Raw genomic sequence first — 23,491 nt, 5'->3', positions numbered from 1 at the left:
GAATTTTATTAGAAATTAACCTAAAAAACTTTAAATTTTAAAAGGAGAGAAATGGCAATTACATACTTAAAAAAATCACCGAAAACTTCATCAACTGACGACACAAAAACAAGAGAGATTGTTGAAAATATTCTTAAGGATATTGAAACAAGCAAAGAAGAAGGATGCAAAGAGCTTTCAAAAAAATTTGATAAATACGAAGGTGATGTAATTGTTTCTAAAGAAAAAATTGAAGAGATTAAAAAAAATTTAGATCAAAAAACTAAAGATGATGTCCAGTTTGCTCATGAAAGAGTGAGAAAATTTGCAGAAGCTCAATTAAAAAATTATGGTCAAGATTTTGAAGTTGAATTGTCTGAAGGTTTATATGCGGGTCAAAGATTAATTCCTGTTAATACAGCTGGATGTTATGTACCTGCTGGAAGATATGCTCACATTGCATCTGCAGTAATGAGTGTAACAACTGCTAAAGTTGCTGGGGTCAAAAATATTTTAGTATGTAGCTCTCCAAAACCTGGTGTTGGCGTTCATCCAACTATTGTTTACACAGCTGATCTTTGTGGTGCAGATGTAATTATGAACCTAGGTGGTGTTCAAGCAATAGCTGCAATGACAAATGGTTTATTTGGAAATGCGCCTGCTGATATATTAGTGGGTCCTGGAAACCAATTTGTTGCTGAAGCTAAAAGAATTTTATTTGGTAAAGTGGGTATTGATTTATTTGCAGGCCCGACAGAAATTGGAATTATTGCTGATGAAAACGCAGATCCAGAAATCGTTGCAGTAGATTTAGTTGGTCAAGCAGAGCACGGATACAATTCACCAGCATGGCTTTGGACAACAAGTAAAGAATTAGCAGAAAAGGTAATTAAAAGAGTGCCTGAACTTATTGCTGATCTTCCTGAGTTACCAAGAACTAATGCTGAAGCTGCTTGGAGGGATTACGGAGAAGTTGTTCTTTGTGATACAGACGAGGAAATGGCTACAATTAGTGATGAGTACGCACCTGAACACTTGGAAGTTCAAACTAAAAACTTAGAGTGGTTCCACAAAAGATTAAAAAATTACGGTTCTTTATTTATCGGTGAAGAAACAACTGTTGCTTATGGTGATAAATGTTCAGGAACAAATCATATTCTTCCAACTAAAGGTGCTGGAAGATATACGGGTGGTTTGTTTGTTGGTAAATTTATCAAAACTTTAAGTTTCCAAAGAATGACTAAAGAATCTACTGAACTTGTTGGGGCAGCTGCTGCTAGACTTTCAAGATATGAAGGGATGGAAGCTCATGCAAGAACTGGTGATGTTAGATTGAAAAAATACGGTTACTAAACAATTTATTAGATAGGATTTAACATGAAAAAATTTGAAGAAGTAATGAGCGTTAGCAACGAAATTGAAAACATCACTGCCGAAGAAGCAAAGAAGAAATTAAATGATCCTAATGTTCAATTTATTGATGTTAGAGATAAAGAAAGTTTTTCTAAAGGTACTATTGGAAATGCAATGCATTTAGATAGAGGTTTGCTAGAATTTTATTTAGCTGAAGGAAGTCCTATTGAAAACGATACTTTTAAAAATAATCCTGACAAAGAATATGTTGTATTTTGTGGTTTAGGTGGTCAAGGAACTCTTGCTACAAAAACAATGAAAGAAATGGGAATTAAAAACGTTAAAAATATTTCAGGCGGTATGTCTGAGTGGGATAAGTTAAAAGATTAGTCCTTAATTAACTCTAAAACATCAATTCCTATTTGCTTAAGTATATGTATTAAGTCTATAGGCACCCAATTTTCTCTAATTTTACCTTCGTGGTGATGGTAAAAATCCATCACTCTCATAGTAACGTTTTGATTATTAGATTTGTATCCTAACCAGTCATCTGATCCATAAATTGCTTGTATGCTATGCCAACCAGCAGTCATTGAAAAGTTTCCATCACCAAGTTCACAGTAATGTCCTAGTTTCCAATAATTTCTTTCTTTAAAAGTTTTTCTAAATGGTAACTGATGGTTATCAACAAATCCCTCTAGGTTTCTTCCAGTACCTATTCCACTTGGTCCATACCATATCATTTTATCATGCCAGAATTCACTTTGTGGATGATTAATTAATTTATCTTTTAATTCTTCGTCTGAATTAGTTTCCAACTCTGGCTTTATGTTCAAGCTTCTTTGCATCGTTAAAGATTGTTCTAAACTTGCTTCAGAAACTTTCATATCTTTTTCAAAATAATTTACACCATCGGTATTAATTGGATTTAGCCAATTTCCCTCTGAACCTCTTGAAGGTTTAATTGGATTTTTTCCTGTTTGAAATATCAAATCTAATAAATCAATTAAGATATAACTCTCTACAATTTTATCATTTTTCAATTCATGGACTTCGCAGCATTTAAGATTTACCATTTTATTAATTGGCTTAATTCCAAAAATAGGTTTTTTGAATGTGCCTGAAAGCATAGATACTGATCCAACTTGAACTTTATCTCTAAATGTACCTCCAATGACTATCTGTTCTCTTCTCTCAATGTCTGGAAAAGCTTCAAATAGAGGTAGCCAAAATTTTTCTTTAAATGTATTTGCACCCTCAAATTCATTAACAGGGTGAAAACAATTAACTTTTACATCTTTATCAAAATAATTTTCTATATTTTGATCTAATTTAGATATTCCACCTTCTATAATTGTTTTTAAATAGCCTCTTACTTTTGTTTTATTATTGAAATTTTCTTCAGGTGTAATTTCTAATTTTTTTACACCTTGCTGTTCTTTTAAACCTGTATCAAATTGTTGTATTGGCATTTATAATAATTTAAGTAGGGTTAATATCATAATTCAATTAGAAAAACATATGGAAAATAGGTTAGCAAAATTTAATGAGCTGGTTCCAAGTACCCTGCCCTTTGTAGAAGGTAAACTTGAAGGTCACAAAGAAAGAAAAAATTATTCTATAGTTGGACCTGGTGTAGCTGAAGATAGCAAACAATTTATAAAAATTGCTATGCCTCATAGTTTTAATTTAGGCGCTGTGTCAGCACTTCCCCAAAATGGTTCAGGCCTACATAGTCACACAACTGCAGAAGTATTTGTTATTTATTCTGGTAGATGGAGATTTTATTGGGGAGCAGAAGGAAAAGATGAAACAATTTTGAATGCTGGTGACATAATTTCAATGCCAACTAACATGTTTAGAGCATTTGAAAACGCAGGTGACGAAGAAGGATTAATTTTTGTTGTTTTAGGTGGAGATGATCCTGGAATAATAACTTGGGTTCCAAGTGTTTTAGAAAAAGCAAAAAAAACTGGTATGGCACTATTAAATGATAATTCATTAATTGATTTATCTGTTAATCAAATTCCAGACGGAAAAACAATTCTCGAGCCTATTTCTCAAGAGGAAATAAAAAAATTTGATAACTATAAATTGGATCAACTAGAAAAGTTTATATGTAAAAGTAATGAAAATTCAAAACATGAAAACAAACTCAATGAGAATGTTAATTTAATTCAAATTCTTGGAAACAAATTTGAAAAAAAAGAGTTCTCTCCAGTAATAAATCAAGATACCGGATTTAATCTTTCAATTTTAAAATCCAGCAAAGGTCATATAACTAATTTAAAATTTGAAAAACCTACAATAATGTTCTCAAGAACTGGAAAATGGGAAATAATGATTGATGATTTTCAGTGTGTTTTAAATGCTAAAGATACAATCTCTATTCCAATTAATTCAAACGTTAATATTAAAATAGATGAAAATGAGGAATGTTACTTAAATTGTGTAACTCAAATCTAATGAAAGGTTTTGATCCAAAATATAAAAACTTTCCTGATTACATACTAAAAATAACTAAACAAATTTGGGAAAATAAAGATGTTGAGTCTATTGGTCAATTTTATAGCGACAATATTCCAGTTAGATCACCTTTTGGTGTCACGTATGGAAATAAACCTGTAATTGATGCAACTTATGCGACCTTAAAAGAATTTCCTAACAGACAATTGCTTGGAGAAGATGTGATTTGGAATGGAAATGATGATATCGGTTATCATTCATCTCATAGAATTTTAAGTAAAGGAACACATCTTGGTGATGGTTCATACGGCAAACCAACTGATAAAGATATTTATTATAGGGTAATTGCTGATTGTGCATGCAAAAATAATCAAGTCTATGATGAATGGATTGTTCGTGATCAAGGAGCAATGGTAAGACAAATAGGATTTACACCAAAAGATTTCGCTCAAATGCTTATAGATAAAGAAGGCGGCGTTGAAAAAGCAAAACAATTATTTAATTCAAATTCTGAGATGAATTCAGATTACAAACAAGGCGTTGTACCTGATGATTCTGCTGGAAGTAAATACTCCAAAATATTAAAAAATATCTTTAAAGATGATTATGATTTTTCTGACTATGCAAGAGCTGCAACCATTTATTGGCCTGGAAACAAAATCGGACATGGGAGAGAAGATATAATCAAATTTTGGAATGCTTTAAAAAATACTTTGAGTGATATGAAGTTTTCTGTTGAGCATATTGGTTATTTAGAAGAAGCAGATAAAAATCCTAAAGCATCAATACGATGGTTTCTGCAAGGTAATCATTCAAAAGATACTAAAGAATTTGGAGAAAAATCAAATAAAAATATTTTTATAATGGGTATAAACCATGCAGAAATAATTGATGGAAATGTTATAAGAGAATGGGTTTTGTTTGATGAGGTTGCAATTTGGAAACAAATTTTAATGAAATAAATTATGAGTAAAATTAAAACAACACATGTGGGAAGTTTACCAAGATCAAATGAATTATCTGATCTTTTATTTAAAAAAGATCAAAAAGAAAAAATAGATTTAAATCAATTTGATGAAATTGTTCAAAGAGATGTAGATAATATTGTTAAAAAACAAAAAGAAGTTGGAATTGACTTTATTAGTGACGGTGAAATGTCTAAGATTAGCTATGCAACTTATGTTAAAGATAGAATTGATGGCTTTTCAGGAGAGAGTGAAAGAAAAGCACCAAAAGATTTAGATGACTTTCCATCTTTTAAAGAAAGAATTGCAAGAACAGGTGGCACTCCTACTTACACAAGACCTTGTTGTACAAGTGAGTTAAAAATTAAAGACAAAACTTCTCTAACAAAAGATATAAATAATTTTAAACAAGCTTTAGAAAAAAATAATCATAAAGATGCGTTTATGAATGCTGCTTCGCCAGGAGTTATTTCAGCTTTCTTACCCAATAAATTTTATAAAAATGATGATGAATATTTAGAAAATTTATCTAACCTGATGAAAGATGAATATGAAGAAATTACATCAAATGGATTAAAACTTCAGTTAGATTGTCCAGATTTAGCTCTTGCAAGACACATGACTTTTAAAGATTTATCAGAAGAAGAATTTTTAATAAGAGCAGAAAAACAAATAGAATGTTTAAATAACGCTATTAGTAATATAGATAGCTCCAAAATAAGAATGCACATTTGCTGGGGTAATTATGAAGGACCTCATTTACATGACATTGCGCTAGAAAAAATTATGCCTATAGCTTTAAAGGCTAATATACAAACATACTTAATTGAGTCGTCAAATCCAAGACATTCTCATGAGTGGCAAATTTTTGAAAATTTAAAAATCCCAAATGACAAAATAATTGCTCCTGGGGTAATCGACTCAACAACAAACTTTGTTGAACATCCCGAGGTTGTAAAAAATAGAATTGTAACCTATTCAAAAGTTGTTGAGAAAGATCAACTGGTTGCTGGAACAGATTGTGGTTTTAGTACCTTTGCGGGCTTTGGAAATGTTGATGAAAATATTGTTTATAAGAAGCTAGAGTCTTTGGTACTTGGCGCAGAACTTGCGTCAAAAGTGATTTAATTTCCTCTTTAATTTAAACTTCCTAATAGATATAGTTTTTGAACTTAAATTATAATTTAACAATAAATATAAAGAGAGAAAACATATGAGAAAAATACTAGTTACTTTATTGTTTTTACTTTTTGGAACTTCTGCTTATGCAGATTGTAACATTAAAAGTGGTTCAATAAATATTTTGGCTAATGATTTTCCTGCATTAAGAACTTTCGTTGAAACTTCTAAACAATGTAAAGGAAGTGCAGATTTTAAAGTGACTCATTCATCTGAGCACAATAAAATCGCAGTGCCAGCTCTTACTGCAAATCCATCTGAATTTTCAGCTAGAATTGCAGCAAACAGTTCAATCGTTCCTTTAATGAACCAAGACTTAATAAGACCTTTAGATGATCTTGTTAAAAAATATGGAAAAGGAATTCAAGACTCTCAATTGATCACAATTGATGGAAAAGTAATGGCTGTAGCATTTATGGCTAACACTCAACACTTATACTATAGAGAAGACGTTTTAAAAGATCTTGGTATAGCTGTTCCAAAAACATATGAAGAGGTAGTTGCTGCTTCTGAAAAAATTAGAGCTTCAGGAAAAATGCAATATCCATATGCTGCTGCTTACAAAGCAGGTTGGAACTTAGCAGAAGAGTTTGTGAACATGTACATTGGTCATGGTGGTGAATTCTTTAAGTCTGGAAGTGCAGAACCAAATGTAAATAATGCAAAAGGTGTTGCTACTTTAAACATGCTAAAAAAATTATCTGAATTAAGTAACCCAGATTATTTAACACATGATAGTGAAGCTATTAAAGTTGAATGGGAAGCTGGAAATGTTGCTTTAATGACATTATGGGCTTCTAGATCAGGTACACTTTTAGATGATGAAGGTGATGCTAATATTACTAAAGCTACAAAACTAACAGGTCCAGCTACTGTTGCTGGCGGAAATATCCCAGCTGCAACTTTATGGTGGGATGGTTTCACACTTGCAAAAAATAGACCTGATGCTGATGCTGAAGCAACATTTAGAGCTTTAGCGCACGCTGCATCAAACAAGAAAATGGTTGCTGATGCTGCTGACCAAGCTGTTTGGTTAGTAGAAGGATTTGTTCCAGGACCAAAATCTATTGGTGTAATTGAAGCTGTAAAAATGGGTGCAAAACCATATCCAATGTTACCACAAATGGGTTTAATGCATGGTGCATTAGGAAGTGAGATTGTTGAGTTTTTACAAGGTAAAGAGTCAGCTGAACAAGCATTGAAAGATGTTGAGGCTGCTTACACTAGTAAAGCTAAAGAACAAGGCTTTCTATAAAATCTAATCTTTAAGTGGGGACTTGATCCCCACTTAACTAAAATTTTCATGCCTAATAAAACTTTTTTTTGGTTTTTTTTACCAACAGGATTAGCAATGGTCCTATTTATTGGGCTTCCTATCATTTCTACTGGAGTTCAATCCTTTTATGCTCAGCATGATCAAGTAGTTAAAGAAGTTAAAAAATGTGATCCATTTGGCTGTACTGTTTCAATTGTAGTCGACAATGAAGCAACTACTAAAATTAGAGAAGCAAAACCTTTGGGGAAATTTAATGGTTTTGGGACGTATATAGATAGAAACCATTTAGCAACAGAGGAAATAAAAAAATTTTGGAATGAAACAGAAACTTTTGGTGAATTTGTTGATCAAGTAACCAATCTACCATTTTATAAAGCGCTAATCTTTACATTAACTTATTGTATATTTGTAACTCCAAATGTTTTGTTATTAGGTTTTATTATAGCTTTGAGTTTAAACGCAATCTCAAGAAAAATTAGAGGTCCTTTAATTTTTGGTACTATTTTGCCAATGATTGTAACTCCATTAGTTGGGTCGTTAGTATTATTCTGGATGATAGACTCTCAAGGAATAATTGGAGCTAATATTCAAAATTTAATGAATGATCCATATTTGTCTTTGAAATCCTCTAAAACCCTCACGTGGATAACAATTATTATATATGGAATTTGGCATCACTCCCCTTTTGCATTTGTAGTTTTCTATGCTGCGCTTCAAACAGTTCCTCAAGAACCAATTGAAGCTGCAATTATTGATGGTGCTTCTAGATTTCAGAGAATTAAACATATTGTGCTCCCTCATATTTACCCAGTGGTAACATTTGTTGCATTAATTTCATTAATGGACAATTTTAGAGTATTTGAACCAATTATAGGTTTTAGTGCTGAAGGTAGTGCGCAATCTCTTTCATGGTTAATTTACGATAACCTGGTAAATGAAGAAGTGATTTTATTTGGTTCTGCTGCAGCGACATCAATGATGACAATCATCGGAATAGCTATTTTGCTTGCCCCTGTATTAGTTAGAACATGGAAAGAATTTAAAACTGCGAGATAAATATGGATTACGGTTTAGATAAAAAATCAAATACTTTAAAAACATTTAATACCATATTCATTATTTCTTGGTTGTTAGTTGCATGCTTTCCATTCATCTGGACTTTTTGGGGATCATTTAAAGTAAGAGCAGATTTTTTCTCAAGGTCAGATTGGTGGTACGCTGTTTCTGCATTCAACACTTTAATTGAAACTGGAGAAAAATTTACAACAAATGCATATCATGAAGCATGGTTTGAGGGTGAATTTTGGAAAGCATCCAAAAATACCATTATTGTTACTGTGTTTGTTGTTAGTATTTCATTGTTTTTGGGAACTTTAGGAGCGTACGCTCTTTCAAGATCAACTGAGAAATATGCATTTTGGATTTTAATGGCAGCTTTAATCTTTAGAGCTATGCCACATATAACTCTAGTCTCGGGTTATCTATTTCCATTTTTTGAATTACAAATATGGGGCATACTACCAACAACTATTGTTGTTTTAGTTGCTATTAATCAACCATTTACTTTATGGTTACTCTATTCATTCTTTAAAACAATTCCAAAAGAGCTTGATGAAAGTGCGTTGATTGATGGATGTTCATATTTTCAAGCATTTAGACATATCATAATGCCAGTGATGTGGCCTGGAGTTATTACTGCTGGATTATTTAGTTTAATGCTTGCTTACAATGATTTCACTGTAACGGCTTTACTACTTAATCAAGAAAATCATACAATGGTTCCAAAGATACAAAGTTATTTAGGAACTAACCAACATGAGGGTAATCTAATGTGGGCAGTTTCAGCAGTAGTTTCTGCAACGGCACCATTATTTATGTTGGTCATGTTCTTCCAGAGACAAGTTATCAGTGGTTTAACTACTGGAGCTGTAAAAGGTTGAAGAAATATTACAAAGCTTTGTTATTCGGTTCTATTGGAACCCTTGTTGAAACATCAGAAATTCAGAGAAAATCCTTTAATGAAGCTTTTAAAAAAAAAGGATTGGATTGGTATTGGACTAAAAAAGAATATATCAAACTTCTAAACAAATCAGGTGGTAAAGATAGAATAACAGAATATGCAAGAACAAAAGGTATTAAAGTTAATGCTAAGCAATTAAGAGATTTAAAAACTAAACTATTCAATAATTACTTAAAGAAAAATCATTTTAAATTAAGACCAGGTGTTAAAAATATAATTAATCTTTGTAATAAAGAAAAAATTAAATTAGCTTTTGTAACCTCTACCTCAAAAAATAATATTAATTCTATTCTTTTCTCATTAAGAAAATCAATTAGTCAAAAAAACTTTGACTTTATTGGAAATTCAAAATTGGTTAAAAATTTAAAACCAAAACCAGACATATACCTTCTTGCATTAAAAAAGCTTAAATTAAAACCTAGGGAATGTTTAGCTATTGAGGATTCTCAAGAAAGTTTGAATTCAGCAATTAATGCAAAAATTAAATGCATCATTTTTCCAGGAAAGTTTCACTTAAACAAAAAGTTTAAGAACGCTTTTAAAAAATTAGAGAAATTAAATAAAAATATTATTCTGAGATAAAATCATTTACCAGATTATTAAATCTATCTGGTTCTTCTAAGTGAACATTGTGACTGCAATTTTCAAATATTTCTAGTCTACTATTTTTAATATTTTTATTTAACGTGTCGACTTGTTGAAAATTGTAGGAGATGTCTTTATCACCCCATATAATTAAGGTGTCATTTTTAATGTTTTTTAAATTATCAATACCTCTCCAATTTTTCATTGCAAGCAAGGCGTTATCAGCAGTTTCTAATGAAACATTTTTAACTGCATTAGCACATAAAAAATAATTTTTATCTTTATCCCCTTTTACAAACCATTTAGGTGGAACTCTTGAAAATGATACTTCAGCACCCTCTTTCTTAAGTTTCTCTCTTGTTTCGTCCATGGTTTCAAATCTACCGGGGATATCTCCAATAGATCCTGTTGCAAAACAGATTAATTTATTAACTCTATCACCAATTAATTTTGTTATTTCTTGAACAATCATTCCACCCATTGAATGTCCAATTAAATTAAATTTTTCGATTTTTTTTTCATCTAGTATTTCAATGATTTTTTTTGCCATCGCATTAATAGAATTTAATGATTGTGCACTATGACTTTCACCAAAACCAGGAAGTGCTGGTGCAATAACTCTAAAATTTTTTGAAAAGTAATCTTTTTGAAAGCACCACATCTCTGAGGAGCCTAAATATCCATGTACTAAAACAAATGGAAAACCTTCACCTTTATCATCTACAAAAATATTACTCATAAAAGCTTAATTATCATTTCCTTTAAAATAAACAAAACTAAAAAACTCATAAAAACTATGATGAATATATTTATTACCTGCCATATTTTTTTGTCATTAGCATACTTAGAAAGGTAATTTGATAAATATCCTAGAATAAAAAAAAATAAAAAAGAGGCTAAAGATGCGCCTATCGCAAATGAAAGTTTTTGATTTAATAAGTAGTTCTTAGAGAAATTTCCAAGAATAAAAACCGTATCCGAGTAAACATGTGGATTTAAATATGTGAACCCCAATGTTTTTAAGAAAATATTTAACCTTGATACTGTGCTAACATCACTTTGAAAATTAACTTCTTTGTAATGAGTTTTAATTTTTGAATAAATAAAGTGAATTAAAAAAACCACTAAAAGAAGGTTAAAAATAAATTCTACTATTGGATTAAAATATTGATTAAAAAAATGAAATAAAAAAATTCCAAAAAAAATTAATATTAAATCAGAGACTGAGCAAATAAAACAAACTAGAAATACATGTTGTTTTTTTAAACCTTGTTCAATTACAAAAATGTTTTGAGCACCAATTGCTAAAATTAAACTTAGGCCAGTAAAAAAACCTAACAGTGCGTATTCCATTGATTTTTCTTAAACTCTTTTTCTACCCTGAACAACTCTATCAAGAATAAGAGCTACAAATAATATAGCAACACCTGCTAAAATACCTTGCCCTACATTTGCGTATTGAAGTGCTTCTAATACATCTTGACCTAAACCTTTGGCTCCAATTAATGATGCTACAACTACCATTGCTAAACTTAACATTACTGTTTGGTTAACACCTGCTAATATAGATGGAGTTGCTAATGGTAAATCTACTTTTCTAAGCAAATACCATTTGGATGCACCATAAGCGATTGCAGCTTCTCTAATTGTTTCAGGCACTCCTCTTAAACCAAGAACTGTTAGTCTAACTACAGGTGTTCCACCAAATATCATTGTAATAATAACTGCTGCAACTTTTCCGGTTCCAAAAAATGCTATAACAGGAATCATGAATACGAAAGCAGGCATTGTTTGCATGAAATCCATAATTGGTCTGATCATTGAATAAAATCTTTGTCGCCTTGCACAAAAAATTCCTAGAGGAATACCAATTACAATACTTAACACTGCTGCTGTTCCTAAAAGAGCTAATGTTGTCATAGCTTTAACCCAGAAACCTAAAAATCCCATGTAACATAAAAATCCTGCTGAATATATTGCAGCTCGAGGTCCTGCTGCTAATCCAGTTAAGGTTACAATGGTTGTTATAATTACTATCCAAGGAGTTTTTACAAATAGTAACTCTAAGAAATCTAGTACTGATCTAATTCCAATTGTAATTGCTGTAAATAACGCATCTCCTTTTAATACAGCATAATCGAAGATTGTTTCTACCCATTTTATTGATGTTAACCTGATATCTGGATGAGTTGGGAAGTCATCCATTAATGTAATGACACCAGGAAAACTATAATGCACTACAGAAAAAAACATAATAACTGCAGAAAACATTGTACTCGAGACAAAATTCTTAACTTGCATTCCAGGTCTTAGAGTTTTGTCTGATAACCATTCTGAATATCTTTTTTCTAATATCGAGTTGGCTAGTATTCCTTGAACAACTTTAACAGCAATTAACAATCCAATACCAAAAATTGTAATCCAAATAGCTGATGCCTCAATCTTTGCTACTTCATCTATGTAGCCTTGCATTGCATCTTCTAGTGATTTGATATTTCTTTTATAAACCTCAACTTTGTCTGGATTATTTGTAATAGCTGCTTCTAACTGTTTGTTTCTAAAAGCTATTGTTGACTCAACTTGTTTGATTTTTTCTACAGCTTCTTTAGTAATATTACCGAACAAACCTCTTATTATTTGAACAACAGAAAAAGTTTCAATAATTAGAAAAGCTAAAGCCCAATTCCAAATATTTCTCATTCCAAACCAAATTGGCCCTAGAATTCCAGCATACAAATTAAATGAAAAAGAAAAAGAAGGTTTGCTTCCAATTTTTTGAAATTCTTTAATATAATATTCAGGATTAGATTTTACAAAATCTGTAATTAATTCTGATCTGGTTGGATTATGAATTTGTTTATTCTCCATCTCCACCCTCTATAACCGCTTTTAAAAGATCTGATTGTGTTAACACACCAACATTATTTTGATTATTATCTTTAACTAACAATGGTCCTTCACTAGATTTTGATAACTCAATGAGCTTGCTTAATAATTCATTTTCTCCAACACTGTTGCAGTTTTCATTTAATTTTCCATTAGTGCTCTCGTAACCCTCAATGGATTGCATAATTGTTTTTGCTTGAACAACTTTAAGTCTTGAAATTCCTTTTACAAAGTCGGCAACATATTCATCTGCAGGACTTACAACTATTTCTTCAGGTGTACCTATTTGGATAACTTTTCCATCTCTCATTATTGCAATTCTGTGTCCTACTCTTACTGCTTCATCTAAATCATGAGTAATAAATACTGTAGTTTTTTTCATTTGTTTTGAGAGTTTGATGAATTCAGCCTGAAGCTGTCTTCTAATCAGTGGATCTAATGCGCTAAAAGGTTCGTCCATTAACAGAAACTCTGGATCAGCTGCTAGCGCTCTTGCAAGACCTACCCTTTGTTGCATTCCTCCAGATAGTTCGTGAGCAAACTTATTACCCCAACCTTGTAGCTCTACAATTTCTAAAATTTTATTTGCAGCGTCTAATCTATCATTTTTGCTTACACCTCTTATCTCAAGCGGCATTGCAATGTTATCAACAACAGATCTATGAGGCATTAGTGCAAAGTTTTGAAAAACCATTCCTATTTTTTTGTTTCTTAATTCTTGAAGGTTTTCTCTATCTAAGGCCATTACATCCTGACCATTAATTAAAATTTTACCTGATGTTGGTTCTAAAAGTCTATTAATATGCCTAACTAATGTAGATTTTCCACTTCCAGAAAGCCCCATTACACAGAATATTTCACCTTGTTTAACATCAAATGAAACATCTGAAACACCAATAACTGAGTTGTAATTTTCTAAGGCTTCTGTTTTTGAAATTTTTTTATTTTGGATTGCATCTAATGCTTCTTTAGAAGTATTGCCAAATACTTTCCAAATATTTTGAATTTGTATTGCTGAACTCGATGAATCCATTTTTGTCTTTTATTATAGGAAAATATACTCGGCAATCTTAAATTGCCGAGTATAGATTTTGATTTAGATTATAGTCCTAACCAACCGTCTACAGTTGATTTATTTGCTTCCATCCAAGCTCTTGCTACATCAGCTGGATCTTTTTTCTCAACTGAAACTGCATAAGCCATTGCAGAAACATCATCAGCTGTTAATTGAAAATTCTTAAAGAATTCTACAATTGCTGGTGATTGACTCTCTAAAGAAGTAGCCCAACCGATTTGGATTTGCTTAAGAGCATCTTTTGATGCAACATAAGATTTCTTGTACCAGTCAGCATCTGCTTTAGGTTGAATCATTTTATATTTCGCAGGATCATATTTTGGTTCTGTTAACATTACTACGTCAGCCATTCCCCAAATTGCATGAGGTTTGTAACAATAGAATGCATAACCTTCACCTTTTTTGATTGAGTCTAGTACTCTTGCATTTTTAACTGCTTCAGCAGCTCTAACTGCTTCGATACCAGCATCATATAAACCATAGTCTCTTAATTTAACCTGGTTAACATTTGCAGAAGCCCAACCATCAGCACCAATCCAAAACTCACCTTTACCATTTCCATCACTGTCCATTGCTTTAACAACTTCTGGTCTAGCTAAGTCTTCAATAGCTGTAATGTTCATTTTTTTAGCAAACTGCTGTGAAACACAATAACCTTGGTTTCCTTCATATGGTTTGCTGCTTAATTTTAAAGTTCCTTTTGGAACTAAATCATTAGTGTAAGCTTCTTGGTTTGGTAACCAAATATCAGGGTGAACATCGATTTCACCTTTTCCTCTGTCAATTGCTGCATAAATTGCAGTATTGTTTCCAGGAACTAATTCTGCTTCACCACCCATTTTGTCTATAACTACTGCAGCAAGTAAATTTGCAATTGCAGTTGCACCTGTCCAACCTGGATCTCCAATTTTAACTTTTTCTGCGTTTGCAGAGAAAATTGATAAAATTGAAATTAATCCAGCTACAAGTGTAGATTTGATTATTTTCATTATCTCTCCTTAATTATTTATAAATAAAGTCTAACGCGAATTGAGAGAAGGTGTCAAAGAAAATAAGTATCTAAAAATTAGATGTATTTTTACTATTCTGGGTTAGATGTAAGAGTTTTAATCTCTAGTATATTTTCGTTAGGGTCTTTTACAAAGAATGTTTCTTGTTCATACTTAGTGCCTTTAAATCTTAAGTATGGTTCATCATAATATTTAGTGCCACTATCTTTTAATCTTTGTTTAAGTGCATCAAAATCTTTTCGAGATAAGTGTACACCAAAATGGGGTACCGACACATTTCCCATGTCCACATCATGTCTTTCATTATCTAATTTATGATCACTTTTATGAAGTGTTAATTCATTACCCCAAAAGTCAACATCGGCCCACTCTTGTGCAGAATTATCCAATCTACATCCTAAAGTTTCGCTGTAAAATTTTTTTGCAACCTCTAGATCACCACAAGGTATAGCTAAATGAAAACAATTAGTGTTTTTGTACATAATTAATCTTTAATAAAAGAATTTAATGACTATATAAGCCACTTATTAAAATTTCAAGTGAGCATAAAATACAATGAATGATTATTTACAATCGATAATTGATAGAGATCCTGCAGCAAAATCAAAGCTTAGTTTGATTTTAACCTATCCAGGCGTCAAAGCAGTATTCTTTCATCGTATAGCTAATTTTTTTAGTACTGCTAAATTTTATCTCGTTGCAAGAATCATTTCTCAATTTTCAAGATTCTTAACTGGAATTGAAATTCATCCTAATGCAAAAATTGGAAAAAATTTATTTATAGATCATGGTATGGGAGTTGTGATTGGTGAAACTTCAGATATTGGTGATAATGTTACTATCTACCATATGGTTACATTGGGTGGAATTGCACCAAGTATAAATTCAAACGATCAAAGAAACATGAAAAGACATCCAACAATTAAAGATGAAGTAGTGATTGGATCAGGAGCGCAAGTGTTAGGTCCAGTAACTGTTGGACGATGTGCAAAAATTGGAGCAAACGCAGTAATTACAAAAGATGTTCCTGAAAATGCAGTGATGGTTGGAATTCCTGCTAAGAATGTTGGAATAGCTGATAGTGAATTTAAACCTTACGGAATTACTCCTGATAGTGATAAAAAATCAGAAAATGAATAATACACAAAACGATTTTATTTCTGGAATTGGAAATACTCCACTTATAAAACTTAGAGCTGCATCAGAGATTACTGGTTGCAATATTTATGGTAAGGCAGAATTTTTAAATCCAGGCGGATCTGTAAAAGATAGAGCCGCACTTGCATTAATTAAAGATGCACAAGAAAAAAAATTGATTTCTAAAGGTGGAACTGTTGTTGAAGGTACAGCTGGAAACACTGGAATTGGATTGGGTCTTTTGGGAAATTCTTTAGGTTACAAAACGATTATTGTAATGAATGACAATCAAACTCAAGAGAAAAAAGATTTACTAAGAAACCTTGGTGCTGAGTTAAGATTAGTTGAACCGAAGCCCTATAAAGATGAGAATAACTTTGTAAAGGTTGCTGCAAGACTTGCAGATGAATTAAGACCTTCAAATAACAATGGAGTTATTTGGGCTAACCAATTTGATAATACTGCAAATGCAAAAGGTCATTATGAGGGAACAGGTCAAGAGATCTGGGAACAGACAGATGGTAAGGTAGATGGTTTTGTGTGTTCATCTGGAACTGGGGGCACCATTTCGGGTGTAAGTAATGCATTAAAAGAAAAGAATAAAGATATCAAAATTTACCTTTCAGATCCTAAAGGTTCTGCTCTTTATAATTATATAAAGAATGGAGAATTAAAATCTGAAGGAGGATCTATAACAGAGGGAATTGGTTCAAGTAGAGTTACAGCAAACTTTGGTGAGGCTAAAATTGATGATGCTTACTCTATTGATGACCATGAGGCTCTACCTATTCTTTATGATTTAATTCAAAATGAGGGTCTAAGTTTAGGAACTAGTTGTGGAATAAATATCGCTGGCGCTATTAGAATGGGAAAAGAATTAGGACCTGGTAAAACTATCGTTACTATCCTTTGTGACAGAAGCGATAAATATGCAACTAAAATGTTCAATAAAAAATTCTTAGAAGAAAAAGGTCTACCAATACCTAGTTGGTTTTAGATATAAATCTTATCTGCTAATCCGTAACAAAGTATTGCACTTAACAAAGTTAGAATACCTGGTGCAATAATTCCTTCATTAGATGTTTGTGGTGTGTGACCGAGCTTATTGATTTTAATATTATATATACCAACAATAAAAGCTGAAAGGTTTTGTAAAAACACTAAATTAAAAAATGCCCATGTTCCTTGAAGACCATCAGGTCTAATAAAGCCAACCCATATTGCCATCGCAACAGCACCTATAAACAAAGAACCAAAAAATCTGGTCATTCCAGCACCAGTATCATCAATACCGAACTTATCTAAAAATTTCTTTGTAGCGAAAACGGTTTGATATGCATAAACAGCAAAAACAATAAAATGTAATAAAAATACAATTAAATAAAAAATTCCATTAAATTTTTCGATCATATTAAAACCCTATCAAATTTTATCATCAGATAAAACAACATAATCAGCAATTTTTGTGCTCCTTAATTGCATAACTGACGCGCGTTATAAACACGAGAGACTTTGTCATGAATATGTAACAGTCTTCGATTAATTATAATTAATTCTTAAAAAGAAAGATAAAATGAAAAAAATAATAATAATTTTGGTGCTTAGTTTATTTACTACAATTGCTAACGCTGACGGCCATGCAAAAGCAAATGCGTTTGCTATTACTTTAAAAGTTCCAGCTAGTGATGTAGCTAAAGTTGAAGAAATGTTGAAAACACACCATAAATGGATGAAAGAAACTCATCCAATGACCGGTGAAAAAAAATTAAATTCATATTCAGTTATCAAAGGACCTGAATGGAATAATCCTGCAGATCCTTCACAAGGTATGACTGGAAATATGTATTTTATTTTAACTGAGTATTATGAAAATCCTGCTGGTTTTCAAAATCATCAAGAGCTTGGAAGCAAATGGCCAATGATACAGGAATTTCAACAAATGCTATTTAGTTATGTTGTGGGATATACATTTCCTGGAACAACTGTTGTCACGATAGAATAGAGGTTAGAAAATTATGAGAAAAATAATAATAACTTTATTCAGTATTTTATTTGTAACATCTGTACACGCGGATATGTCTGATAGTGACAAGAGTAAAGCTTGGGAATGTAGTGGGATTTATATGGCTAACTATTTCTTGCCAATTGGCGAAACGTTTGAATATAGTATGAAAGAAAAATCTATGGCATCAGTTAAAGTTTTAAAAGCTTATGCTTTAGAACTTGGAATTCCTGAAAAGCAATGGGATGAAGGAGTAAACAAAGCTGTTGATAAGTTTTATGGATCTAAATTTGACGAGGACAAAACTAATGCCTGTCATGAATTTGTAAACTCAACAGTGCCTAATGGAGAAGATAGAGTTAAAAAAGTAGTTCAAACTCTATATTAGGAAGGAATAAAAATATGATAGTAAAAATAGAAGGACCAATAGAAACTTTTGCTAAATGGAAAGCGATGGTTCACAATAATTCAGAGAAGGTTAAAAAATATGGAATGACATTTTTGTACGCTGGAACTGAAAAGAGTGATGATACTAAATTCATAACTATTGTAAAATTTGACACGATGGAAGGTATGCAAGGTTTCAAAAATGATGAGGAATTGCATAAAGAAAGAGCAGCAGCTGGAGTTGATTTAGAAAAAAATGTAACAACTCCAATGAGTGATGACTTTCTTGAACAGTATAAAGGTTAAATTAAACTATTAGGAAAGGAGAAAATATGTCTAAATTTTATATTATTGGAAAGATCAGTCGTGATCTTGCAAAAAGAATGCAAAGTGATCCTAATGCAGATAGAGGAGCAGCGATCAAATCTATTTGTGATACTGTTGGAGTAAAGTTTCATAGTTATGAGTGGGTTCGAGGAAGATTTGATGTGATCAATGTTATTGAAGGAGATTACGAAAGTGTTCTTGGAATGAAAGTTGCGATTATGAACGCAGGTTTAATGGAAGATATTATGATTCATGAGGTATTTGATTATAATAAAACTTTCAACAAAGCTGCAGATGCTGGAAAAAACTTTAAAAAACCAGGTGAATAAACGAAAGGAATAAATGTCTATCTTAGAAAAATATAGTGCTGCATTAAAAAATAAAGACGAAGCAGCTATGAATGAGCTCTTGCATGATGATTTTAGATTTACAATGCATAAATCAGGAAATGTTTTAACAAAAGGTGATGTTATCAAATGGGCAATGAGTGGTGATATCAATCAAGATAAAGTTAGAATTGTTTATGAGAATGATGAAGTTGGAATTCATCATGCTTTTGTTACATTTAACGATGGAAATGTTGAGGCAGTAATGGCAGTTTATAAATATGACAATGGAAAAATTGTTAGTTTAGAAACTGGTGCTACTCCAATGCCTAAATAATTATATATATTTAGCGGGATTTCATTTAATATTATTAAATGAGTCTCGCTACTTCATACTTGTTCCTAGGTATTGCTGTATTCCTAGGAGTTACCTCAAATAGTTTTGCTAAAAGTGCTGAAGGTTTTACTCTTCTCTTTCCAAGTATAATTACTGCAATTACAATTGTTTTGTGCATGTATGCACTTTCATTAGTGATGAAGAATATACCAATGGGTATCACTTACGCTTCATTTGCAGGGTTAACAATCATTGCAACAGTTATAGTAGGTGTAATTAAATATAATCAAGTTCCAAATCTTTACTCCATGATCGGACTAGCATTTATAATTATTGGAGTTTTAATGGTTAATTTGTTAGGCAGTAAATAATATGAAACCTTTTATAGGATATTTATTTTTAGCTAATGGCATAATTTTTGGAATAGCTTCAAACAGTTTTGCTAAAATTTCTGAAGGTTTTACAAAGCTAACTCCTTCAATTTTATGTATCCTTTTTATGTGTATTACAATGTTTTCAATTGCAAAAGCGATGCATGCAATACCTGTTGGATTTGCTTATTCAATTTATAGTGGTTTGACAGTAACAGGAGTTGTTCTTTTCGCGGTATTAAAATTTAACCAAGTTCCTAATGTTTATGGGATAATTGGAATTGCTTTAATTATTATTGGCGTAGTAATGGTTAATTACTTAGGTCGATTAAATTGATATTTTTTTAAAATGTCTGGAAGTTTATAACTTCCATCTTCATTTAAAGATAGCTCATATTCATTAACAACAGTGCTTGTATCTAATGGAGAATATAAATGTGGGTACATATCACCATTTGATGCTTGTTCCCAAAGTAAGTGTTCAAGTTTAAAAGCATTTACTCTCAATAAAACTAGGTTTTCTTTATTTGGGAAATGTTTTTTTAAGGTTTCCTCGACCTGATCTTCTTCTGAGAAATGAATATAGCCATCTTTAATATCTTTTTCAGATCCACCATAAGTTCCTGATTGCTTAGCTTTTTGCCATTCTTCTTTATCTATGACTTTAAAAATAAATTCTAAATTCATTTTACCAGGAAGAGTTTGGTCCTTTTAAAAATTCTAGTTCTTCTTCAGTAGACTCTCTTCCTAAAATTTCATTTCTATGTGGATATCTATGAAACTGTCTAATTGCTTTAGTGTGGTCTTGCCAAAATTTTTTAATCTTATTGTATCCTTCATGTTCCCTTAAATATTTATTTAATAAGTAATAAGCCATTTCATGATCACTAATTTCTTCACTGTGAATTAAAGGTAAAAGCATAAAAAATCTTTGGTCAACATTCATAGCTTCTAAATATCCAGAATACACTGCATCATTTACTATCAATCTAGTTTTTTGATCTTGAGCAAATGCTTTTTTATCATCCCTAAACATATTTCTTGAAAATTGATCAAACAAAATTACCAAAGCTAAACAGCTCATAGGATTATCCTGCCAATCATCATATTCATTTTGACAAGCAAGTTCATAATCTTTTAAAAAATTATCTTTTATCTTTTGATCAAATTTATCATCCTTCTTAAATCTCATTTCAAAAGGAGTTTCTTTAAACCAGAAATCTAAAATTGATTGCGCTCGTTCTGGTATCATTCAGCTAAAGGTTTTAATAATTTTAATATTTGTTTATGATTTGCTTTATTATTTGAGACAATAATATTCCCTCCTACCACAGGATTTCTATTACCCCACGTAGTTACTATGGCCCCACTTGCTCTCACTATTGGCATTATTGGATGAATGTCCCAAATCTTGTTTGCACACTGTGCAACCATTTCCAATCTACCTTCAGCTAGTTGACAATATGTTAAAGCATCAAAACATGGAAATTGCATTCGTTTAATAAATTTTTGAATTTTGGATTGTTGTTTTAAGGTTAATTGATTATGAAAAGCTGCAGCTAACTTCGAATTTGCAAAATTTAGTTTAGAATTAACCTTAAGTTTTCTTTTTTTATTATTTTCAAAAACGTATGCGGTGTTTTTATTTACATTTAAGTAATATTTTTTCATTTTAGGGAAATTTGCTAATCCTAAAATTGGCTCTCCATTATAATTTAATGAAATCAAATTACTCCAACTAGGATTACCAACAACATACGATCTAGTTCCATCAATTGGGTCTATTACCCATGAAAATTCACTTTTAGTATTTTTGTGACCGTATTCCTCACCTATAATTTGATGATCTGGAAATCTTTTAGAAATTTTAGACCTTATAAACTTTTCAAAAGCTTTGTCCGATGTAGTTACTGGATCGTAACCTTTGCCTTTCATTTTATTGGTTATCTTGAATGGCTTATCCAACTTAGCATAATAAAATTTAGTTAGATCTTTTGCTAACTGGTTTAAAAAACTTGAAAATACTGGATATTTTTTTGTATCAAAATTATTCACAAAGAATTCTTACTATTTAATTTATATTGATTAAAGTTAAATTTTAAATAATGCTCAAGTATTATTTATGAAAATTGAGCTTCACGAAAATAAAGTTTACTTCAATAATGGTACTGAGAAAAAAGAAATACATCCTTTTTGGTTAAGAGAAAGAGTGGATGGTGAAGAATTTGTTGATAAAGGAACTCAACAAAGACTTTTTGACCCAACTAGTTTGAGCAATGATATAATCATTAATAAAGCCTCTATTCATGAGGAATTTTTAGAAGTTAACTTTAATGATGGAATTAGTTCTAAACTTAATCTTAATAAAATTGCTTTAGAATTCTCAAAAGAAGATACAGTTATAAAATCTATAGAAAAAACTAAATGGGATTCTAGTCTAAGTAATATCAAAAATTTTGAATACGAAGATAATTTTTATGAAAGTAAAGAAATGCATGACTTACTCGTTTCTTTCTATAAGTTTGGATTTGTAGTAATTAAAAATATACCAACAACTAAAAATTATATCGTTGAATTTGCAAACTCAATTGGCAGTGTAAGAAGAACTAACTTTGGAGAATATTTTGATGTTAAATCAAAACCTGATCCTAATGATCTTGCATATACTTCTTTAGCTCTTGCACCGCACACAGATAATCCATATCGAAACCCAGTTCCATGCATCCAACTTTTACATTGCATAGAGAGTAAAGTTTCAGGAGGATATTCTACATTGGTTGATGGATATACTGTTACTGAAGATTTAAAAAAAAGTTATCCTGATTATTATAAAATCTTAACAGAAGTAAAAGTAAGATTTAAATTTATTGATAAAGAAGTAATTTTAGAATCTTTATGTCCTTTAATTGAATTAGATGAGTATAAAAATTTTAAACAAGTAAGATTTAGTCCAAGATTAGATTTTGTTCCAATCTTAGATAAAGAAGAGTTAGATTTATACTATCAAGCAAGAAAAAAACTGTCTGAAATGTACAATTCAGATAAATATAGAATAGAATTTAAACTTGCTCCAAAAGATTTAATGATGATGGATAATCATAGATTGCTTCATGGACGAACAGTTTATGATGCTAATGAAGGCGAAAGATTTTTACAAGGTTGCTATATAGACTACGATAGTACCGAAGGAAAATTAAGACACTTAAAAAGAAAGTTTAATCTATAGAAATATTTTCTATTTGAGCTTCTGCATCCCTAATAGATTTTTCATAGTCTAAAGCCATTTGATCAGCGCTTATAACTTCAACTTTTTCAATTCCAAAAAAATTTAAAATAAATTTTAACCAAGGCGTTAAAAAATCTTCTGAGCTATTTAGTTTTGTTCCGCCAGAAGTAATTACAAGGTATGCTTTTTTATTTTTTAATAACCCTTCTCTTCTACCATTAGGTTTAAATTTAAAGGTTTCCCCTATTCTTGCAGCTAAATCTGACCAAGCTTTAAGAGTTGCGGGTGGTCCGTAATTATATATTGGAGCTGAAATTATAATAATATCACTCTCTTTTAATTCTTTTACAAGCTTGTCAGAAAGTTCAAACATTTTCTTATGTTCTGCAGTTTGATCCTTCTCATCAATTTTCATTCCAGATTCTGTTAAGCCACTTACAAAAAGCATTTCATCATCTAAATCTCTATAAATTACTTCATCCTCCGGTTTTTTGATTTTTTCCAAAAGTTTTTTTGCTAACGCTCTTGATGTTGAGCCTTTTTTTCTAGCGCTTGAATCTATTTGATAAATTTTCATTAATTAC

General features: G+C 31.1%; 31 protein-coding genes. 19 read left to right on the top strand and 12 right to left on the bottom strand.

Annotated elements, in window-relative coordinates:
- Nucleotides 1–51: 51 nt before the first annotated feature.
- Both hisD and VP90_RS07590 read left to right on the top strand, forming a co-directional pair.
- On the top strand, nucleotides 52–1,332 hold the full coding sequence (hisD, locus tag VP90_RS07595) for a histidinol dehydrogenase (protein WP_262590509.1): 1,281 nt from the start codon (nucleotides 52–54) through the stop codon (nucleotides 1,330–1,332).
- 24 nt (nucleotides 1,333–1,356) lie between these two features.
- A complete protein-coding gene (locus VP90_RS07590; protein WP_262590508.1) occupies nucleotides 1,357–1,722 on the top strand; it encodes a rhodanese-like domain-containing protein in 366 nt (121 codons plus the stop codon).
- Here VP90_RS07590 and VP90_RS07585 read toward each other — a convergent pair.
- The gene (locus VP90_RS07585) at nucleotides 1,719–2,804 is read right to left on the bottom strand and encodes an ester cyclase (RefSeq protein ID WP_262590507.1); all 1,086 of its coding nucleotides are present in this window, start codon (nucleotides 2,802–2,804) and stop codon (nucleotides 1,719–1,721) included. The two genes, VP90_RS07590 and VP90_RS07585, sit on opposite strands and share 4 nt — an antisense overlap.
- 49 nt (nucleotides 2,805–2,853) lie before the next feature.
- Here VP90_RS07585 and VP90_RS07580 point away from each other — a divergent pair, with 49 nt between their 5' ends.
- The 7 genes from VP90_RS07580 to VP90_RS07550 all read left to right on the top strand — a co-directional run bounded on the left by VP90_RS07580 (nucleotide 2,854) and on the right by VP90_RS07550 (nucleotide 9,820).
- A complete protein-coding gene (locus VP90_RS07580) occupies nucleotides 2,854–3,798 on the top strand; it encodes a cupin domain-containing protein (protein ID WP_262590506.1) in 945 nt (314 codons plus the stop codon).
- Nucleotides 3,768–4,760, top strand: a complete 993-nt coding sequence (locus VP90_RS07575) for an ester cyclase (protein WP_262590505.1) — start codon at nucleotides 3,768–3,770, stop codon at nucleotides 4,758–4,760. Before VP90_RS07580 ends, VP90_RS07575 begins: the two co-directional genes overlap by 31 nt.
- A gap of 3 nt (nucleotides 4,761–4,763) precedes the next feature.
- On the top strand, nucleotides 4,764–5,891 hold the full coding sequence (locus tag VP90_RS07570) for a cobalamin-independent methionine synthase II family protein (RefSeq protein WP_262590504.1): 1,128 nt from the start codon (nucleotides 4,764–4,766) through the stop codon (nucleotides 5,889–5,891).
- Between the two features lie 85 nt (nucleotides 5,892–5,976).
- The gene (locus tag VP90_RS07565; RefSeq protein WP_262590503.1) at nucleotides 5,977–7,197 is read left to right on the top strand and encodes an ABC transporter substrate-binding protein; all 1,221 of its coding nucleotides are present in this window, start codon (nucleotides 5,977–5,979) and stop codon (nucleotides 7,195–7,197) included.
- 48 nt (nucleotides 7,198–7,245) lie between these two features.
- Entirely contained in the window at nucleotides 7,246–8,274 is a 1,029-nt protein-coding gene (locus tag VP90_RS07560; protein WP_262590502.1) for a carbohydrate ABC transporter permease, read from the top strand.
- 2 nt (nucleotides 8,275–8,276) lie between these two features.
- Entirely contained in the window at nucleotides 8,277–9,158 is an 882-nt protein-coding gene (locus VP90_RS07555) for a carbohydrate ABC transporter permease (protein WP_075505887.1), read from the top strand.
- Nucleotides 9,155–9,820, top strand: a complete 666-nt coding sequence (locus tag VP90_RS07550; RefSeq protein ID WP_262590501.1) for an HAD-IA family hydrolase — start codon at nucleotides 9,155–9,157, stop codon at nucleotides 9,818–9,820. The genes VP90_RS07555 and VP90_RS07550 overlap by 4 nt, the downstream gene beginning before the upstream one ends.
- On the opposite strand, the gene VP90_RS07545 is transcribed toward VP90_RS07550, so the two are convergent.
- The 6 genes from VP90_RS07545 to VP90_RS07520 form a co-directional block, all read right to left on the bottom strand.
- On the bottom strand, nucleotides 9,807–10,562 hold the full coding sequence (locus tag VP90_RS07545; protein WP_262590500.1) for an alpha/beta fold hydrolase: 756 nt from the start codon (nucleotides 10,560–10,562) through the stop codon (nucleotides 9,807–9,809). The genes VP90_RS07550 and VP90_RS07545 overlap by 14 nt on opposite strands.
- The gene (locus VP90_RS07540; protein ID WP_262590499.1) at nucleotides 10,559–11,176 is read right to left on the bottom strand and encodes a LysE/ArgO family amino acid transporter; all 618 of its coding nucleotides are present in this window, start codon (nucleotides 11,174–11,176) and stop codon (nucleotides 10,559–10,561) included. The genes VP90_RS07545 and VP90_RS07540 overlap by 4 nt, the downstream gene beginning before the upstream one ends.
- A 9-nt stretch (nucleotides 11,177–11,185) precedes the next feature.
- Nucleotides 11,186–12,691: an ABC transporter permease gene (locus tag VP90_RS07535; RefSeq protein WP_262590498.1), complete on the bottom strand. Its 1,506-nt coding sequence runs from the start codon at nucleotides 12,689–12,691 to the stop codon at nucleotides 11,186–11,188.
- Nucleotides 12,681–13,742 (bottom strand): quaternary amine ABC transporter ATP-binding protein, encoded by a 1,062-nt coding sequence (locus VP90_RS07530; RefSeq protein WP_262590497.1) that lies wholly within the window; start codon nucleotides 13,740–13,742, stop codon nucleotides 12,681–12,683. Before VP90_RS07530 ends, VP90_RS07535 begins: the two co-directional genes overlap by 11 nt.
- Nucleotides 13,743–13,810: 68 nt before the next feature.
- Entirely contained in the window at nucleotides 13,811–14,773 is a 963-nt protein-coding gene (locus tag VP90_RS07525; RefSeq protein ID WP_262590496.1) for a glycine betaine ABC transporter substrate-binding protein, read from the bottom strand.
- Between the two features lie 92 nt (nucleotides 14,774–14,865).
- Nucleotides 14,866–15,276 (bottom strand): VOC family protein, encoded by a 411-nt coding sequence (locus VP90_RS07520; protein ID WP_145595791.1) that lies wholly within the window; start codon nucleotides 15,274–15,276, stop codon nucleotides 14,866–14,868.
- A 73-nt stretch (nucleotides 15,277–15,349) separates the two neighbouring features.
- Here VP90_RS07520 and epsC point away from each other — a divergent pair, with 73 nt between their 5' ends.
- Nucleotides 15,350–15,934 carry a serine O-acetyltransferase EpsC gene (gene epsC / locus VP90_RS07515; protein WP_262590495.1) on the top strand — a complete coding sequence of 195 codons (585 nt, stop codon included), beginning with the start codon at nucleotides 15,350–15,352 and terminating at the stop codon, nucleotides 15,932–15,934.
- Nucleotides 15,927–16,928 carry a cysteine synthase A gene (locus VP90_RS07510; protein WP_262590494.1) on the top strand — a complete coding sequence of 334 codons (1,002 nt, stop codon included), beginning with the start codon at nucleotides 15,927–15,929 and terminating at the stop codon, nucleotides 16,926–16,928. Before epsC ends, VP90_RS07510 begins: the two co-directional genes overlap by 8 nt.
- Here VP90_RS07510 and VP90_RS07505 read toward each other — a convergent pair.
- Nucleotides 16,925–17,341 carry a hypothetical protein gene (locus tag VP90_RS07505; RefSeq protein WP_262590493.1) on the bottom strand — a complete coding sequence of 139 codons (417 nt, stop codon included), beginning with the start codon at nucleotides 17,339–17,341 and terminating at the stop codon, nucleotides 16,925–16,927. The two genes, VP90_RS07510 and VP90_RS07505, sit on opposite strands and share 4 nt — an antisense overlap.
- A 163-nt stretch (nucleotides 17,342–17,504) precedes the next feature.
- Here VP90_RS07505 and VP90_RS07500 point away from each other — a divergent pair, with 163 nt between their 5' ends.
- Genes VP90_RS07500 through VP90_RS07470 form a run of 7 tightly spaced genes read left to right on the top strand, consistent with a single transcriptional unit; the run spans nucleotide 17,505 to nucleotide 20,018 of the window.
- Nucleotides 17,505–17,933 (top strand): hypothetical protein, encoded by a 429-nt coding sequence (locus tag VP90_RS07500; RefSeq protein ID WP_262590492.1) that lies wholly within the window; start codon nucleotides 17,505–17,507, stop codon nucleotides 17,931–17,933.
- 13 nt (nucleotides 17,934–17,946) lie between these two features.
- Nucleotides 17,947–18,321 carry a hypothetical protein gene (locus tag VP90_RS07495; RefSeq protein WP_262590491.1) on the top strand — a complete coding sequence of 125 codons (375 nt, stop codon included), beginning with the start codon at nucleotides 17,947–17,949 and terminating at the stop codon, nucleotides 18,319–18,321.
- 14 nt (nucleotides 18,322–18,335) lie between these two features.
- The gene (locus VP90_RS07490; RefSeq protein ID WP_262590490.1) at nucleotides 18,336–18,626 is read left to right on the top strand and encodes a hypothetical protein; all 291 of its coding nucleotides are present in this window, start codon (nucleotides 18,336–18,338) and stop codon (nucleotides 18,624–18,626) included.
- Nucleotides 18,627–18,652: 26 nt separating this feature from the next.
- On the top strand, nucleotides 18,653–18,976 hold the full coding sequence (locus VP90_RS07485) for a GYD domain-containing protein (protein ID WP_262590489.1): 324 nt from the start codon (nucleotides 18,653–18,655) through the stop codon (nucleotides 18,974–18,976).
- A 13-nt stretch (nucleotides 18,977–18,989) separates the two neighbouring features.
- On the top strand, nucleotides 18,990–19,310 hold the full coding sequence (locus VP90_RS07480) for a nuclear transport factor 2 family protein (protein ID WP_262590488.1): 321 nt from the start codon (nucleotides 18,990–18,992) through the stop codon (nucleotides 19,308–19,310).
- A gap of 38 nt (nucleotides 19,311–19,348) precedes the next feature.
- Nucleotides 19,349–19,681: a DMT family transporter gene (locus VP90_RS07475; RefSeq protein WP_262590487.1), complete on the top strand. Its 333-nt coding sequence runs from the start codon at nucleotides 19,349–19,351 to the stop codon at nucleotides 19,679–19,681.
- A gap of 1 nt (nucleotide 19,682) precedes the next feature.
- Entirely contained in the window at nucleotides 19,683–20,018 is a 336-nt protein-coding gene (locus VP90_RS07470; protein WP_262590486.1) for a DMT family transporter, read from the top strand.
- Here the strand turns inward: VP90_RS07470 and VP90_RS07465 are convergent.
- From VP90_RS07465 to VP90_RS07455, 3 genes are read right to left on the bottom strand one after another with little or no spacing between them, the layout of a single operon-like run.
- Nucleotides 19,997–20,368, bottom strand: a complete 372-nt coding sequence (locus VP90_RS07465) for a DUF952 domain-containing protein (protein ID WP_262590485.1) — start codon at nucleotides 20,366–20,368, stop codon at nucleotides 19,997–19,999. The genes VP90_RS07470 and VP90_RS07465 overlap by 22 nt on opposite strands.
- Before the next feature lies 1 nt (nucleotide 20,369).
- On the bottom strand, nucleotides 20,370–20,933 hold the full coding sequence (locus tag VP90_RS07460; protein ID WP_262590484.1) for a DUF924 family protein: 564 nt from the start codon (nucleotides 20,931–20,933) through the stop codon (nucleotides 20,370–20,372).
- Nucleotides 20,930–21,736 (bottom strand): inositol monophosphatase family protein, encoded by an 807-nt coding sequence (locus VP90_RS07455; RefSeq protein WP_262590483.1) that lies wholly within the window; start codon nucleotides 21,734–21,736, stop codon nucleotides 20,930–20,932. The genes VP90_RS07460 and VP90_RS07455 overlap by 4 nt, the downstream gene beginning before the upstream one ends.
- A gap of 67 nt (nucleotides 21,737–21,803) precedes the next feature.
- On the opposite strand from VP90_RS07455, the gene VP90_RS07450 reads away from it, so the two are divergent.
- A complete protein-coding gene (locus VP90_RS07450; RefSeq protein WP_262590482.1) occupies nucleotides 21,804–22,907 on the top strand; it encodes a TauD/TfdA family dioxygenase in 1,104 nt (367 codons plus the stop codon).
- On the opposite strand, the gene VP90_RS07445 is transcribed toward VP90_RS07450, so the two are convergent.
- Nucleotides 22,897–23,484, bottom strand: a complete 588-nt coding sequence (locus VP90_RS07445) for an FMN-dependent NADH-azoreductase (RefSeq protein ID WP_262590481.1) — start codon at nucleotides 23,482–23,484, stop codon at nucleotides 22,897–22,899. The genes VP90_RS07450 and VP90_RS07445 overlap by 11 nt on opposite strands.
- Nucleotides 23,485–23,491: the final 7 nt, after the last annotated feature.

This window comes from Candidatus Pelagibacter ubique HIMB140, from assembly GCF_025558165.1.
Lineage (GTDB): Bacteria > Pseudomonadota > Alphaproteobacteria > Pelagibacterales > Pelagibacteraceae > Pelagibacter > Pelagibacter ubique_T.
Note: the sequence above shows the minus strand (reverse complement) of the source record. Positions and strands in the feature narration are given on the sequence as shown.

What these genes read in the sequence shown, in the direction of transcription:
- hisD (WP_262590509.1), top strand. Translation starts at nt 52, where the DNA reads ATGGCAATTACATACTTAAAAAAATCACCGAAAACTTCATCAACTGAC.
- VP90_RS07590 (WP_262590508.1), top strand. Translation starts at nt 1,357, where the DNA reads ATGAAAAAATTTGAAGAAGTAATGAGCGTTAGCAACGAAATTGAAAAC.
- VP90_RS07585 (WP_262590507.1), bottom strand. Translation starts at nt 2,804, where the DNA reads ATGCCAATACAACAATTTGATACAGGTTTAAAAGAACAGCAAGGTGTA.
- VP90_RS07580 (WP_262590506.1), top strand. Translation starts at nt 2,854, where the DNA reads ATGGAAAATAGGTTAGCAAAATTTAATGAGCTGGTTCCAAGTACCCTG.
- VP90_RS07575 (WP_262590505.1), top strand. Translation starts at nt 3,768, where the DNA reads ATGTTACTTAAATTGTGTAACTCAAATCTAATGAAAGGTTTTGATCCA.
- VP90_RS07570 (WP_262590504.1), top strand. Translation starts at nt 4,764, where the DNA reads ATGAGTAAAATTAAAACAACACATGTGGGAAGTTTACCAAGATCAAAT.
- VP90_RS07565 (WP_262590503.1), top strand. Translation starts at nt 5,977, where the DNA reads ATGAGAAAAATACTAGTTACTTTATTGTTTTTACTTTTTGGAACTTCT.
- VP90_RS07560 (WP_262590502.1), top strand. Translation starts at nt 7,246, where the DNA reads ATGCCTAATAAAACTTTTTTTTGGTTTTTTTTACCAACAGGATTAGCA.
- VP90_RS07555 (WP_075505887.1), top strand. Translation starts at nt 8,277, where the DNA reads ATGGATTACGGTTTAGATAAAAAATCAAATACTTTAAAAACATTTAAT.
- VP90_RS07545 (WP_262590500.1), bottom strand. Translation starts at nt 10,562, where the DNA reads ATGAGTAATATTTTTGTAGATGATAAAGGTGAAGGTTTTCCATTTGTT.
- VP90_RS07540 (WP_262590499.1), bottom strand. Translation starts at nt 11,176, where the DNA reads ATGGAATACGCACTGTTAGGTTTTTTTACTGGCCTAAGTTTAATTTTA.
- VP90_RS07535 (WP_262590498.1), bottom strand. Translation starts at nt 12,691, where the DNA reads ATGGAGAATAAACAAATTCATAATCCAACCAGATCAGAATTAATTACA.
- VP90_RS07530 (WP_262590497.1), bottom strand. Translation starts at nt 13,742, where the DNA reads ATGGATTCATCGAGTTCAGCAATACAAATTCAAAATATTTGGAAAGTA.
- VP90_RS07525 (WP_262590496.1), bottom strand. Translation starts at nt 14,773, where the DNA reads ATGAAAATAATCAAATCTACACTTGTAGCTGGATTAATTTCAATTTTA.
- VP90_RS07520 (WP_145595791.1), bottom strand. Translation starts at nt 15,276, where the DNA reads ATGTACAAAAACACTAATTGTTTTCATTTAGCTATACCTTGTGGTGAT.
- epsC (WP_262590495.1), top strand. Translation starts at nt 15,350, where the DNA reads ATGAATGATTATTTACAATCGATAATTGATAGAGATCCTGCAGCAAAA.
- VP90_RS07510 (WP_262590494.1), top strand. Translation starts at nt 15,927, where the DNA reads ATGAATAATACACAAAACGATTTTATTTCTGGAATTGGAAATACTCCA.
- VP90_RS07505 (WP_262590493.1), bottom strand. Translation starts at nt 17,341, where the DNA reads ATGATCGAAAAATTTAATGGAATTTTTTATTTAATTGTATTTTTATTA.
- VP90_RS07500 (WP_262590492.1), top strand. Translation starts at nt 17,505, where the DNA reads ATGAAAAAAATAATAATAATTTTGGTGCTTAGTTTATTTACTACAATT.
- VP90_RS07495 (WP_262590491.1), top strand. Translation starts at nt 17,947, where the DNA reads ATGAGAAAAATAATAATAACTTTATTCAGTATTTTATTTGTAACATCT.
- VP90_RS07490 (WP_262590490.1), top strand. Translation starts at nt 18,336, where the DNA reads ATGATAGTAAAAATAGAAGGACCAATAGAAACTTTTGCTAAATGGAAA.
- VP90_RS07485 (WP_262590489.1), top strand. Translation starts at nt 18,653, where the DNA reads ATGTCTAAATTTTATATTATTGGAAAGATCAGTCGTGATCTTGCAAAA.
- VP90_RS07480 (WP_262590488.1), top strand. Translation starts at nt 18,990, where the DNA reads ATGTCTATCTTAGAAAAATATAGTGCTGCATTAAAAAATAAAGACGAA.
- VP90_RS07475 (WP_262590487.1), top strand. Translation starts at nt 19,349, where the DNA reads ATGAGTCTCGCTACTTCATACTTGTTCCTAGGTATTGCTGTATTCCTA.
- VP90_RS07470 (WP_262590486.1), top strand. Translation starts at nt 19,683, where the DNA reads ATGAAACCTTTTATAGGATATTTATTTTTAGCTAATGGCATAATTTTT.
- VP90_RS07465 (WP_262590485.1), bottom strand. Translation starts at nt 20,368, where the DNA reads ATGAATTTAGAATTTATTTTTAAAGTCATAGATAAAGAAGAATGGCAA.
- VP90_RS07460 (WP_262590484.1), bottom strand. Translation starts at nt 20,933, where the DNA reads ATGATACCAGAACGAGCGCAATCAATTTTAGATTTCTGGTTTAAAGAA.
- VP90_RS07450 (WP_262590482.1), top strand. Translation starts at nt 21,804, where the DNA reads ATGAAAATTGAGCTTCACGAAAATAAAGTTTACTTCAATAATGGTACT.
- VP90_RS07445 (WP_262590481.1), bottom strand. Translation starts at nt 23,484, where the DNA reads ATGAAAATTTATCAAATAGATTCAAGCGCTAGAAAAAAAGGCTCAACA.